The 13,607-nt window shown below is 45.4% G+C and carries 11 protein-coding genes; 10 read left to right on the top strand and 1 reads right to left on the bottom strand.

All coding sequences use genetic code 11. The features are described from left to right. The first annotated feature begins 498 nt into the window (after positions 1-498). The 4 genes from ilvB (at position 499) to DMB88_RS08820 (ending at position 5,678) form a co-directional block, all read left to right on the top strand. On the top strand, positions 499-2,250 hold the full coding sequence (gene ilvB / locus DMB88_RS08805; protein WP_128101060.1) for a biosynthetic-type acetolactate synthase large subunit: 1,752 nt from the start codon (positions 499-501) through the stop codon (positions 2,248-2,250). Further along, positions 2,247-2,729, top strand: a complete 483-nt coding sequence (gene ilvN / locus DMB88_RS08810; protein ID WP_128101061.1) for an acetolactate synthase small subunit — start codon at positions 2,247-2,249, stop codon at positions 2,727-2,729. The genes ilvB and ilvN overlap by 4 nt, the downstream gene beginning before the upstream one ends. Positions 2,730-2,964: 235 nt before the next feature. Continuing rightward, positions 2,965-3,957: a ketol-acid reductoisomerase gene (gene ilvC / locus DMB88_RS08815; protein ID WP_056698659.1), complete on the top strand. Its 993-nt coding sequence runs from the start codon at positions 2,965-2,967 to the stop codon at positions 3,955-3,957. A 179-nt stretch (positions 3,958-4,136) separates the two neighbouring features. Next, complete coding sequence (locus tag DMB88_RS08820) at positions 4,137-5,678, top strand: 2-isopropylmalate synthase (RefSeq protein WP_128101062.1); 1,542 nt, start codon at positions 4,137-4,139, stop codon at positions 5,676-5,678. A gap of 226 nt (positions 5,679-5,904) precedes the next feature. On the opposite strand, the gene DMB88_RS08825 is transcribed toward DMB88_RS08820, so the two are convergent. Then, positions 5,905-6,885, bottom strand: a complete 981-nt coding sequence (locus DMB88_RS08825) for an aldo/keto reductase (RefSeq protein ID WP_128101063.1) — start codon at positions 6,883-6,885, stop codon at positions 5,905-5,907. A 234-nt stretch (positions 6,886-7,119) separates the two neighbouring features. Here DMB88_RS08825 and leuB point away from each other — a divergent pair, with 234 nt between their 5' ends. The 6 genes from leuB to DMB88_RS08855 all read left to right on the top strand — a co-directional run bounded on the left by leuB (position 7,120) and on the right by DMB88_RS08855 (position 13,592). Beyond that, entirely contained in the window at positions 7,120-8,205 is a 1,086-nt protein-coding gene (gene leuB / locus DMB88_RS08830) for a 3-isopropylmalate dehydrogenase (RefSeq protein WP_056698648.1), read from the top strand. 276 nt (positions 8,206-8,481) lie between these two features. After that, positions 8,482-9,021, top strand: coding sequence for a peroxiredoxin (locus DMB88_RS08835; protein WP_128101064.1), 540 nt, complete (start codon positions 8,482-8,484; stop codon positions 9,019-9,021). Between the two features lie 359 nt (positions 9,022-9,380). Next, positions 9,381-9,797 (top strand): hypothetical protein, encoded by a 417-nt coding sequence (locus tag DMB88_RS08840; RefSeq protein WP_024628323.1) that lies wholly within the window; start codon positions 9,381-9,383, stop codon positions 9,795-9,797. 523 nt (positions 9,798-10,320) lie between these two features. Then, a complete protein-coding gene (locus tag DMB88_RS08845) occupies positions 10,321-11,424 on the top strand; it encodes a PAS domain-containing sensor histidine kinase (RefSeq protein WP_128101065.1) in 1,104 nt (367 codons plus the stop codon). A 135-nt stretch (positions 11,425-11,559) separates the two neighbouring features. Continuing rightward, the gene (locus DMB88_RS08850) at positions 11,560-12,528 is read left to right on the top strand and encodes an AAA family ATPase (RefSeq protein ID WP_128101066.1); all 969 of its coding nucleotides are present in this window, start codon (positions 11,560-11,562) and stop codon (positions 12,526-12,528) included. A 2-nt stretch (positions 12,529-12,530) separates the two neighbouring features. After that, positions 12,531-13,592 carry a DUF58 domain-containing protein gene (locus tag DMB88_RS08855; protein WP_128101067.1) on the top strand — a complete coding sequence of 354 codons (1,062 nt, stop codon included), beginning with the start codon at positions 12,531-12,533 and terminating at the stop codon, positions 13,590-13,592. Positions 13,593-13,607: the final 15 nt, after the last annotated feature.

The raw sequence follows: 13,607 nt of genomic DNA on the forward strand, positions 1-13,607 counted from the left end.
GTTCTTGGAGATGAAAAGTGAGTGTGTTTAAAATTTTTATCAAAAACAGGTATTGACTTATCGCTCGGAGGAATCATATAATGTTCCTAACATTTAACGAGAATATTTCATCGGCTATGAAGAGGACGAAGTTTTAAGGGCTCTTTTGCTCAGAGAGTGGCTGGATCTGCTGAAACCACCACCATTATCCCTTATATACGAGCTCACCTCGGAGCTGTTTTCCTGAAAAGCATTGGATGTCACTCCAACTGGTTATTAGGGAAAATCGTATGTCTGCGTTACAGACAACAGGTATAGATAACGGATATGTCCGTTAGGACTATTGTTTTTTGTACCTGGTAAGGTCCGTTATTGCGAAATTTCGGACAAAGTTGGGTGGTACCACGGAAGCGATAACCTTTCGTCCCTCGCAAGCATGAACTTGTTTGCAGGGGATGGAAGGTTTTTTTTGTAACTTCTAATGTCAGAATGGTGTGAATTTCGAGAGGAGGATGACTAATGGGTGCTCAAATTCCAGAAGTACGATCAACAGAAGAATTACGTGAAAAATGGATGAAGCCGGAGGTCATTAGCGGTTCCGAGATTTTGCTAAGAAGCCTGTTGCTGGAAGGTGTAGATTGTGTCTTCGGTTACCCTGGGGGTGCAGTACTTTATATCTATGATGCGATGTATGGTTTCGAGGATTTCAAGCATGTATTAACTCGTCACGAGCAAGGTGCCATTCATGCGGCTGACGGATATGCACGTGCGAGTGGTAAGGTAGGCGTATGTATCGCCACTTCCGGACCAGGGGCAACCAATCTGGTTACTGGAATTGCAACAGCGTATATGGACTCTGTTCCTCTCGTTGTGATTACAGGTAACGTTGTCTCCAGCCTGATCGGATCGGATGCTTTCCAAGAAGCAGACATCACGGGGATTACAATGCCAATTACGAAACACAGCTATTTGGTAAAAGATGTTAAGGAACTACCGCGTGTCATTCACGAGGCATTCCACATCGCTAATACAGGTCGTAAAGGTCCGGTTCTGATCGACATTCCAAAAGATGTATCTGCGAACAAAACATTGTTCGAGCCAAGTACTGAGCCTGTTACGCTTAGAGGGTATAATCCTCGTACTGTACCGAACAAACTGCAGGTTGATCGCTTGGCACAAGCCATTCAAGAAGCAGAGCGGCCGATGATCCTTGCAGGTGGAGGCGTTGTATACTCTGGTGGACACGAAGCACTCTTCGAGTTTGTTGAGAAAACAGGTATTCCAATTACAACAACTTTGCTGGGCTTAGGCGCTTTCCCAAGTGGACACGAATTGTGGACAGGGATGCCAGGGATGCATGGTACGTATACCTCGAATCTAGCTATCCAACAATCGGATTTGTTAATTAATATCGGAGCACGTTTCGATGACCGGGTTACTGGTAAACTGGACGGTTTTGCGCCACACGCCAAAATTGTACACATCGATATCGATCCAGCCGAAATTGGTAAAAACATTGCAACAGATATTCCAATTGTTGGTGATGTGAAGACCGTGCTTGAGATTGCGAACAAAGAAGTGCAGCGTGCAGAGCGTGCGGATGCATGGAGAGATCAGATCAAGCAATGGAAACAAGAGAAACCTTACAGTTACACGGATTCGGATGAAGAATTGAAACCGCAATGGGTTGTCGAGTTGTTAAACGATACAACGAAAGGCGAGGCAATTGTAACGACGGATGTTGGACAGCACCAGATGTGGGCAGCTCAATATTACAAATTCAATCAGCCGCGTTCTTGGGTAACCTCAGGTGGTTTGGGAACAATGGGCTTCGGATTCCCTTCAGCAATCGGTGCTCAAATGGCAAATCCAGACAGACTGGTTATCTCTATTAACGGTGACGGTGGAATGCAGATGTGTTCCCAAGAACTAGCAATCTGTGCAATTAACAACATTCCAGTGAAGATTGTTATTATCAACAACCAAGTGCTTGGAATGGTACGTCAGTGGCAGGAAATTATCTACGAGAATCGCTATAGTCACATTGATTTGGCGGGAAGTCCTGATTTTGTTAAATTGGCAGAAGCCTACGGTGTTAAAGGATTGCGCGCTACGAACAAGGAAGAAGCGGAGCGAGCTTGGCAAGAAGCACTGGACACACCGGGACCAGTCGTTGTAGAGTTTGTTGTACGTAAGGAAGAAAACGTATATCCAATGGTTCCGCAAGGAGCGACAATCGATCAAATGCTGATGGGGGATGCTGAGAAATGATTAGACATACAATTTCGATTTTGGTCAACGATCAGCCGGGCGTCCTTCAGCGGGTATCAGGTTTGTTCGGTCGACGCGGTTACAACATTGAGAGTATTACGGTGGGTCAATCGGAAGAGCCGGGTTTGTCCCGGATGGTCATTGTCACCATTGGTGACGATAAAACATTGGAACAGATCGAGAAACAATTGTACAAGATCATTGATGTCATCAAAGTTGTTGATTTCAGCCTGAAACCTATGGTTGCTCGCGAGCTTGCGCTAATTAAGGTAAAAGCAGAGCCATCCGAACGGCCTGAGATTATGGGTGTTGTGGAAACTTTTAGAGCAGCCGTAGTCGATATCGGACCTGGTAGCCTGATGGTGCAGGTGGTAGGAGATACAGACAAAATTGATGCCATGATTGAGTTACTTAAACCATACGGTATTCGTGAACTTTCTCGTACAGGCGTAACGGCATTGGTAAGAGGAAACGCATAAATTATTATGAATTTTCTTTGAAAATGTAGAGAACGACAAAATCCGGCATTGCTTGCAATTTAACATTTTAGTGATGTAACGCTTGAAAAGAGAAATACACACCCGCATTAACGAGCGGGTGTCTGAACGGATCGAATCAGACCAACTCACGTTAAGTCAACTTAACGTGTCGGTCCCTTGAGACACCCGCTCATTAATGAAGGGTTCTTTACAATACAAAGGAGGACTTATAAACATGCCAGTAACTACTTATTATGAACAGGATGCAGAGCTTAGCGTATTGAAAGGAAAAACGATTGCCGTAATTGGTTACGGTAGCCAGGGTCATGCCCAAGCTCAAAACTTGCGTGATAGCGGATTGAACGTAGTCATCGGACTTCGTGAAGGTAAATCCTTCGATACTGCAAAAAATGATGGATTTGAAGTTCTTTCCCCAGCTGAAGCAACAAGCCGTGCGGATGTCGTTCAAATCTTGTTGCCAGATGAAACGCAAGCTTCTGTTTACAAAAACGAAATCGAACCAAACCTCAAAGAAGGCGCTGCATTGCTCTTCTCCCACGGTTTCAACGTTCATTTCGGCCAAATCGTTGCTCCAAAAAACAGCGATGTATTGCTGGTAGCTCCTAAGTCCCCTGGCCACATGGTACGTCGTACTTACGTGGAAGGATTCGGTGTACCGGGTCTGATCGCGATCGAGCAAGATGCAACAGGTAATGCAAAAGCGATTGGTTTGGCTTATGCAAAAGGTATCGGTTGCACACGCGCAGGCGTTATCGAAACTTCTTTCCGTGAAGAAACAGAAACAGACTTGTTCGGTGAGCAAGCGGTTCTGTGTGGTGGTGTAAGTGCCCTGGTTAAAGCTGGATTCGAAACGTTGACAGAAGCAGGATACGCTCCTGAAATGGCATATTTCGAGTGTCTGCACGAACTGAAATTGATCGTTGACATGATGTATGAAGGTGGACTTGCAAGTATGCGTGATTCCATCAGTAATACAGCTGAATACGGTGACTATGTAACTGGACCTCGCGTTGTAACTGAAGATACGAAGAAAGCAATGAAAGAAGTACTGACGGATATCCAACAAGGTAAATTCGCACGCGACTTCATCTTGGAAAACCAATCCGGACGCGCATTCTTGACAGCAACTCGTCGCAACGAAGCTGAACACCCAATCGAAGTGGTTGGCGGACAATTGCGTGAGATGATGCACTGGATCAAGAAATAAGCATCTCGTTTAAGGAATTATAGCAATTCACAGAGTTTCAACTGGAAATAGCGGCCGTGCTTATGCGTGAGCCGCTATTACTGGTTTAAAGGAGCAAGGGGATGGTTGCCGTCTGCTAACGACGGTAATGAATTGAACCCAATTGCCTGAATAATAATCAAGTCAAGGAGGTGCGAAGCGTGCGTAAAATCTATGTATTTGACACAACGCTACGTGATGGAGAACAATCTCCGGGAGTTAACCTGAACACTCGTGAAAAGGTGGAGATTGCACATCAGCTGGAGCGACTTGGTATTGACCGGATGGAAGCAGGTTTTCCAGCGGCTTCTCCAGGGGATCTGGCAGCAGTCAATGCAGTAGCCAAAGCGGTGAAAAATATTACAGTAATTGGACTGTCTCGTTCGAGAGAACAAGATATTGATGCTGTAAAGGAAGCGCTGAAAGGTGCACAGGATCCGTGTATTCACGTGTTTTTGGCGACGTCACCCATTCACCGTCAACATAAACTCCGCATGGACAAAGCGCAGGTGCTTGATACGGCACGCTCTGCGATTCGTTATGCCAAGAAAACGTTCTCTAAAATTGAATTCTCTCTGGAGGATGCAGGACGTACAGAGTACGATTTTCTCGTAGAAATGGTGAATATGGCGGTTGAGGAAGGCGCGTCCGTTGTTAATATTCCAGATACGGTCGGATATCTGAGCCCATATGAGTACGGTAACATTTTCAAACATCTCAAAGAGAATGTACATGGGATCGAAAAAGTACAGCTAAGTGCTCATTGCCATAACGACCTGGGCATGGCTACAGCAAATACGCTGGCCGCGATCCTGAATGGTGCTGACCAGATTGAAGGCACGATCAACGGAATCGGTGAACGTGCGGGTAATACCGCAATTGAAGAAATTGCGATGGCACTGGAGACCCGCCAAGAGTTTTTCCAAGCCAAAACATCGCTACAACTGTCTGAGATTGCGCGGACTAGTCGTCTCGTGAGTCGTTTGACAGGTATGGTTGTGCCTGGAAATAAAGCGATTGTTGGTGCGAATGCATTCGCACATGAATCCGGAATCCACCAGGATGGCATGTTGAAAGAGAAAACAACGTATGAGATTATGACGCCAGAGACCATTGGTCTGAAGGAAAGTAAACTTGTACTGGGTAAACATTCCGGACGTCATGCATTCCGTGAACGTTTGATCGAGCTGGGTTATGAGTTGGAAGATGAAGCGCTGAACCGCGCATTTGGCCAATTCAAAGATCTGGCAGATAAGAAAAAAGAAGTTACCGATGAAGATCTACTCGCCCTGATTGAAGAGAAATTGCAGGATGCACCTGAGGTGTATAAACTGGAGTCTATCTTTGTAACATACGGGGATGAATCTGTTCCAACAGCGAAAGTTCGCATCACAACCCTCGAGGGTAATACGATCGAACAGCAGGCTGAAGGAAATGGATCTGTAGATGCCATCTACAATGCCATTGACCTGGTTAGTGGAGAAGAGGTAACCTTGTCCGATTATTCGATCAAGTCAGTTACACATGGTAAGGATGCATTGGGTGAAGTTCATGTTGTTCTTACCCAAAATGAGGTGTCTGTACAGGGGCGTGGGGTAAGCACTGATATTTTGGGTGCAAGTGCGCGTGCCTATGTAGACGGTCTGAACCAATTGATCGAGAAACGAAAAACATACACGAACCGAGTGAATGTGAACCTGTAATTATACTTGTGTTGTGCGAAGGCAATGTGTGAATTCACTATGTTACGCCTGAGCTGAAGTACATTTACTGAAAATCACATGTTGGTGAAACCAAAAAAGTCTGACCTCCTTAGCGTTACAAGGGTCAGACTTTTTGGCTATCCTATGATTTTATCTAACAGCATGAGTAACGTTATAACTGCTGCTTTAATCAGATATGAGTACGATATCAGGATTCATTCTGATGTTACCACGCATAAGCGTTCGGGGCATGTCCGCCAGGGCCTGGGAAAATTTCATCCAAGCCCTTAAGAACTTCTTCGTCTAGCGTTACTTCGAGACATTTGAGTGCAGTCTCAAACTGCTCTAATGTACGTGGGCCGATAATAGGTGCTGTGACTGCTGGATTCGCGGCTACCCAAGCGAGTGCTACTGTATCCTGTGGTTCACCGAGTTCACGACATAATGCCGCGAATTGCTCAAGTTGTGATTGCTGACGTTCGATCCGTTCGGAGATACCGCCACTGCGCGTTCCTTCCAGCTTTTGAAGCGCATTACGTCCGAGCAGTCCACCATCCAGTGGGCTCCATGGAATTACGCCTAAGCCTAATTCTTTCGCTGCAGGAAGAACCTCCAGCTCAGGTAAACGACAATTGAGGCTGTATTTATGCTGTTCGGAAACGAGACCAAGGAAATGGCGGTTTTTAGCTTCACTCTGTGCAATGGCAATCTGCCAAGCGGCAAAGTTGCTTGAACCTACATATCCAATTTTTCCCTGATACACTGCGTTCTCAAATGCATGCCATAGTTCGTCCCAGGTAACGACAGGATCAACATGGTGCATCTGATATAGTTCAATATGATCCGTTTGCAGACGGCGGAGGGAACCTTCGAGGTGGCGTCTGATTTTATATGCGGATAGCCCAGCTTCATTGTTCGGGCCATCGTTCTCATCATGCATAGAGCCGTAGACTTTGGTTGCGAGAACAACCTTCTCACGTCGGCCGCCACCTTGGCTGAACCAACGACCAATAATTTCTTCTGTCAGGCCTGAATTTTCGCGCCAGCCATAAATGTTAGCGGTATCAAAAAAATTCACTCCCGCATCCAGCGCGGCATCCATGATGCGAAAGGCTTCTTTTTCGTCTGTGATCGGTCCAAAATTCATGGTACCGAGACAGATGCGACTAACCTTAAGACCGGATTTACCCAAATACGAATATTGCATGGTGATTATCCCTCCTGCGTACCTGATTTGAATTCAGCTATATTTTACCTTACCAAGAGAAGTGGAACAACTTATATACGTTAAGATTGAACTGCTTATAGGTAAAATCTATTAAAGTCATAGATTGTATATCTTGGTCAAATGACCTCAAAATATGATACAAAAGAGAGAGTTAATATGAGAGCGTTACTTCGTGAATAGTTATAATGAATCGATACAAGGAGTGGACAACCCATGGCAGAAGTGAAAAAAATTGCAGTCATTGCTGGAGATGGAATCGGACCAGAAGTCGTAGCTGAGGCTGAAAAGGTACTTAAACGCACAGAAGAAGTATTCGGCTATCGTTTTGAAACAGAGCATGCTTTGTTTGGCGGAATTGCCATCGATGAGAAGGGTACACCGCTTCCTGAAGAAACGTTGACGGTATGTAAAAGTGCTGACGCAGTCCTGCTCGGAGCTGTAGGTGGTCCTAAATGGGACAATAACAGTAAGGAGCTGCGTCCTGAAACAGGTTTGCTTGGTATTCGTAAAGCGCTTGGACTTTTCTCCAATCTACGCCCGGCAGTTGTGTTTGATTGCTTGAAAGACGCGTCCACACTGAAACCGGAAGTACTGGAAGGTACGGATCTCATGGTTGTGCGTGAGCTGACTGGCGGAATTTACTTCGGTGAGAAATTCAGACGTGAAGGTTCACAAGGTGAAGAGGCTGTAGACACTTGCGTATATAATGTAACTGAAGTGGAGCGCATCGTTCGTCAGGCCTTCGAAATTGCTCAAGGCCGTCGTAAAAAACTCGCTTCTGTAGACAAAGCGAACGTACTCGAAACATCCCGCCTCTGGCGTGAAGTCGTTAACCGGGTAGCACCGGATTATCCGGACGTTGAAGTGGAACATGTGCTTGTTGACAACTGTGCAATGCAGTTGCTGCGTCGTCCAGCTAGCTTTGACGTCATCGTAACGGAAAATATGTTTGGCGATATCTTGAGTGATGAAGCAGCAATGCTGACAGGCTCTATCGGTATGCTCGCATCTGCATCTCTTGGAGAAGGCAGCTTCGGTCTGTACGAGCCGGTACACGGCTCTGCACCTGATATTGCGGGTCAAGGTTTGGCGAATCCAATCGCAACGATTCTATCACTTGCTCTGATGTTCCGTACAACCTTTGGTTATGCTGAAGGCGCAGATGCGATTGAAGCAGCTGTATCCAATGTGCTGAATGCAGGACATCGTACCAGCGATATCGCTGTAGATAAGAGCACAGCAATCAGTACAACGGAGATGGGCGACTTGATCGTCGCAGCAATCCAGAAACAGGCGTAATTATACGATCAACAAGACAGCCCTTTGTCTCCTATTATGGAAGATACAGAGGGCTGTTCCTTTATGAGATTGGCACGAAAAATCCTTATTTATAATTATTATAAAAAAATAACGTTTATAATCTTGACTTTGAGAAGTCCGGATGATAACATTTTACTTGTACTTGTTATCAAGTATCAAATTCATTTAATGACAGGAGAGACGCCCTGCGTTTCTACCTGATGATGAGCAATCCATATGGATGCTTACATAATCCCAAAGGAGGAATTTTTAGTTATGGCAGAACGTTTGGTTGGTAGACCAGCACCAGATTTCGCAATGGAAACAGTATCAGGAGACGGACAAGATTTCGGTTCCGTGAAACTGTCCGATTACCGTGGCAAATGGCTCGTATTCTTCTTTTATCCTTTGGACTTCACATTTGTGTGCCCAACTGAAATTACAGCTTTGAGCGTTGCTGCAGAGCAATTCAAAGCTTTGGATACTGAAATTCTTGGCGTGAGCGTGGACTCCGTACACAGCCACAAAGCTTGGATCAACACACCTGTAGACAGCAATGGTCTGGGTCAATTGAACTTCCCACTCGCTTCCGATATCACGAAGCAAGTAGCTAAAGATTACGGCGTTCTGATCGAAGAAGAAGGCGTTGCATTGCGCGGTTTGTTCATCATCGATCCAGAAGGCGAATTGAAATACCAAGTCGTTAACCACAATGATGTAGGCCGTAGTGTTGAAGAAACACTTCGTGTACTGCAAGCACTGCAATCCGGCGGATTGTGTGCAATGAACTGGAAACCAGGCGACAACAACCTGTAAGCCAGAATTAACTTGAACGCATCATGTTCAAGCCCTCATCCCATACGGGATTGAGGGCTTTTTGCACCCTTTTTCCCGGATCGAAAAAGGAGTTGTCCAAAGATGTTTAGATTCGTATGGAAACGTGTTAATGATGTATTATAAGAATGATCATATTTTATCCTCGTGAAAGAGGAATCGAAGGGCATAAAGGCGAATAGGGTATGGAAACCCGGTAAATTATCCGGTATGATTGCTCTCATATAATGAAGCATGTGAAATCCGTTGGAACTATTCCCTTTTCGGTAAGTGCTACAGGTGTACGGGATGTGATCTGCACACATTTTGATCCCGACACGTAATAAGGAGGGTGAACAAAAATGAGTTACTGTTGTGGGGCAAGTATGGTGGGAACAAAGGGCACGCTGAAGCATTACCGCACCCAGGTTCATAATGTTCCCCTGCTGTTTTGTCCGGTATGTCATCGGGTTGAGGTGCATTACAAAGTTGAAAACGAATATGAGATTCTTGCGGAGTATGCACATGGAGACGGTGCTTCCGAAATTGATTTTCAAGACTATGTAACAGAAGACGAAGATGCGATCTTCGAAAATTGTGTGAATCGCGAAAGCGAGGATGCCATGGTCATCGTGCAACGCCAGATTGATATGTCTCTCGATCTGCTTCGACTTGCTAAGGAAATGAAGGATGAGAAATGGGAAAGTGAGCTCAAGCGTCGATTAGCCGTGATGAGCCAACGCAGACTCAAAATCCAGCACAATAAAAGCGGCTTGTAGATCTTTTTGACGGCATATGGTTTCGATTGAATTCCATGATAGGTTGGAAACAAATGATGCTAATTGGCAGGCTGCGAATCCAAAGGGATTTCTCGAACAACGTCTATAAGAAATATAAATAAACGAAGCTTTTTCGCTATGCTCGCGAATCAGCTTCGTTTTTGTGTATTGAAACTTAGCTATTTCGAGGTTTTTCTTAAAATAATTTCCATTCGACACTTTCTCCGATTGACTCCATTCTATAAACTTGTCTATGATAAAAACAGACTTGCAAAAGAGGCGGAGCAAAAAGTGTTCGTGTATGGGAATAGGAGAAGGTCAGAATGGAACATACGTATATCGTTTTCCGGATCGATTGTTGGTTACCGGAGATAAACCAGCTTGGGTTCCGGACGCACCATCCATATTTTCGGCTCAGCCCCCTAACGAAAGGGCTCCGGTAAAGATCGGCCCTTCCTGTTTCTGTGATGATATGATGTCCGAATGGCAAGTTTATCATTTACGTGAAAAGGAGGAACCTGACGTGATTAGTGAAATTCAGGATACAGTCCCTCAATTAACGAATGGTTTTCCGCCTGTACCTCTGGATAACAACAAGTACGAGAATGTCCTGGAGCATCTGGATAGCGGTATTATGTTGTTTGACAGCAATGGTGTATTGACGTTTATTAACGTACAGATGGCAAAATTGTTGGAGCTTCCGCGGAGCCTGCTCAACGGATGCACACTGATGCAAATGATGCATCTTCCCCAGATGAGCCGATTCAAGAAAAAGAAAATTTTACGTATCTATCGGGAAACCATTTTTCATCGTAAGCGATATCATGAACTGATTGATGAGTATGGCAGGCACTGGCTGGTTACGGTTACCTATGGCGATCAGATGGATGGAGACTTTCTGTTCAGCGTTAAGGATGTATCCGACTACAAACAAATTGAACAGACGGCCTATCAAAATGACAAGCTTGCGATGTTGGGGCGGATCTCGGCATCGATTGCTCATGAGATTCGTAATCCTCTGACAGCCATTCGTGGATTCATCCAACTGCTACGTCCACACTTGTTGCAGCTAGGTAAAGATGAATACGCCAGAATCATACTAACTGAAATCGATCGAGCCAACGATATTATCTACGAATTCCTAAATTCCTCCAAACCGTCAGCGCCCCAGAAAACCATCATGTCTGTGGACTCTTTGCTCAAAGAGGTGGTCTTGCTGACTGAAAGTGAAGGCTTAATGAAGGGGTGTGAAATTACCCTGGATGAAGCAGAATTACCATTGAATGTCTCGATAGATGTGAAACAGATTAAACAGGTTATTTTGAATATGGTCAAAAATGCAATGGATGCGATTGAAGATGTGGGCGAGGAACATACCGGCTTAATTCGGATATCGACCAGCACGGAAAATAAATTTGTTCAGATCTCCATAGTGGATAACGGTCATGGAATGGATCATAATACGCTTGTACGTTTGTTCGATCCATTCTTCACAACGAAAGAAAGTGGTACAGGGCTTGGTCTGTCTGTTAGTTATCGCATCATTAAGAATCATGGAGGAACGATCTCTGTGGATAGCAAGAAAGGGGAAGGCACACAGTTTAGAATTATGCTCCCCCTCGTGTAACTTCAAAGGTGTAAACAACGAACAGGAATTGGTCAATTAGCCGATTCCTGTTGTTTTTTGTTAAACTAAATAGGGTTATAGTTAAAATGAATGCGAATACATAAATGTAGCTTATGGAAGGAAAGGTGATTGCGAATGGATATTCAAGGAATGGAGCAGATGAACAAACAGCTGTTGAATCATGTGGGTCAGGTGATCGTGGGCAAAGAGAATACGATGGAGCTGGTTTTAACAGCCATCATTGCCTCAGGTCATGTCTTACTTGAAGATGTACCAGGTACAGGGAAAACAATGCTTGCCAAATCAGTGGCAGCTTCGCTCGATTGTACGTTCCAACGCATCCAGTTCACACCGGACTTACTACCGTCGGATCTCACAGGGATTCATTTCTTCAATCAGAAAACAGGGGATTTCGAATTCAGACCCGGTCCATTGTTTGCCAACCTTGTTCTTGCAGATGAGATCAATCGTGCTACACCGCGAACTCAGTCCAGCTTATTGGAGTGTATGGAGGAACGGCAGATCAGTATTGATGGTTCAACAAGGCAACTTGAACATCCATTTATCGTCATTGCAACGCAAAATCCAATTGATAACCAAGGAACGTTTCCTCTGCCAGAAGCACAAATGGATCGATTCATGATGAAGATTCGTATGGGGTACCCGAGCGAAGGTGAGAGTGTAGAAATTCTAAGACGTACTGTGGCAAGCCGCTCAGTTGCTGATCTATCGAGCATTATCACTCGTGAGCAGCTAATTGCCGCTCAGCAGACCTATAAGTCCGTGCAGATCGATGAGGATCTGCTGACGTATATCATCCAGCTGACCGAAGAAACACGCAAGCATCCAGAGCTATCCCTAGGGGTTAGTCCACGGGGAGCACAGGCTCTACTTAAGGCGAGCCAGGCATGGGCTGCTTTGCATGGCAGAGATTACGTTCTACCAGACGACATTAAAGGCTTAGCAGAGCCAGTACTCGCACATCGCTTGGTGTTCCGCAATCGAATGCGTCAACAGGAAGGACTGGCAGAGCGAATCATTCAGGATATTCTGAATCAGGTGCAAGTACCAACGGAGAACATGACTGCTGGCAGTGGGCGCTAATTATGAATTTGCTATGGTTAGTCGTTGTAGGCGGCATTGTTATAGGGATACATGGCTTGTGGTTTGGGCGCTCCGCATTACGTAGGCTCACGTACTCAAGACAGTTTAGTAAGTCACGTTGTTATGCTGGTGACGAATTGGAGATGATAGAGACCATCGCCAATGAGAAACGTGTGTCTGTACCTTGGCTTCGACTTGAGGCCATGCTGCCAGGATCTTTTGTTTTCCGTACTGGTTCAGGTATGGCGATCAGCCAAGGAGAAATCTATCAGAATCATAAGAGCATCTTTACATTGAAACCGTTTACCCGTATTACACGCAAGCATCCTCTGGTATGCAGTCGCCGCGGGGTATACACGATGAATAGCGTAACCATGACAGGTGGGGATCTCTTTGGAGTATGGCGTACATCCAAGCTTATTCCGATGCCTCTATCTATGGTTGTGTATCCTTCCCTGATTCGTCCTGAGGATCTACCGGCCATTTATCAAGTATGGCAAGGAGAGGTAGAAGTGTCCCGCTGGATTGTGGAGGATCCCTTCCTGATTCTAGGTGTACGTCCATATGGTGCAGGTGACCCCATGAATCGCATTCACTGGAAAGCAAGCGCGCGTACAGGAGAATTACAGGTGTACAAGCAGGGCTGGACAGCAGATCCGCAATCGTGGATTGTAGTCAACATTCAGGAATCTGCTGACATGTGGAGTGTGGTGACGAAGCCGGAGACAATCGAGCAAGCACTTCGTTATGCTGCAACCGCAGTGGTGGATGCCATTGGCCGTGGCCTACCTGCAGGTTTTGCTCATAACGGTTATCGAATAAGTGGTGGACATGAGCCGTTAAGGATCGAACCAGACTACGGCAGCCCTCATCTGGAGTTATTGTTAGAGGCGATGGCGGAGATCGAAATGAAATGTATGGTACCCATGGAGCAGTTCTTGCGCGATGAGGTACTTCGTAATGAAGAAGCTCAACAGGCGAGAAGTTATCTATTGATTACAACTTATGTGTCCCAGCGATGGAGTATGAAATTGCACGCTTGCATGAACAAGGACATCGTGTGACCATTCTTCCTGTAG

It is taken from the genome of Paenibacillus sp. DCT19, from assembly GCF_003268635.1.
In the GTDB taxonomy this organism is placed as follows: domain Bacteria; phylum Bacillota; class Bacilli; order Paenibacillales; family Paenibacillaceae; genus Paenibacillus.

Coding starts and splice junctions, on each gene's coding strand:
- ilvB (WP_128101060.1), top strand. CDS start 499: ATGGGTGCTCAAATTCCAGAAGTACGATCAACAGAAGAATTACGTGAA.
- ilvN (WP_128101061.1), top strand. CDS start 2,247: ATGATTAGACATACAATTTCGATTTTGGTCAACGATCAGCCGGGCGTC.
- ilvC (WP_056698659.1), top strand. CDS start 2,965: ATGCCAGTAACTACTTATTATGAACAGGATGCAGAGCTTAGCGTATTG.
- DMB88_RS08825 (WP_128101063.1), bottom strand. CDS start 6,885: ATGCAATATTCGTATTTGGGTAAATCCGGTCTTAAGGTTAGTCGCATC.
- leuB (WP_056698648.1), top strand. CDS start 7,120: ATGGCAGAAGTGAAAAAAATTGCAGTCATTGCTGGAGATGGAATCGGA.
- DMB88_RS08835 (WP_128101064.1), top strand. CDS start 8,482: ATGGCAGAACGTTTGGTTGGTAGACCAGCACCAGATTTCGCAATGGAA.
- DMB88_RS08840 (WP_024628323.1), top strand. CDS start 9,381: ATGAGTTACTGTTGTGGGGCAAGTATGGTGGGAACAAAGGGCACGCTG.
- DMB88_RS08850 (WP_128101066.1), top strand. CDS start 11,560: ATGGATATTCAAGGAATGGAGCAGATGAACAAACAGCTGTTGAATCAT.
- DMB88_RS08855 (WP_128101067.1), top strand. CDS start 12,531: ATGAATTTGCTATGGTTAGTCGTTGTAGGCGGCATTGTTATAGGGATA.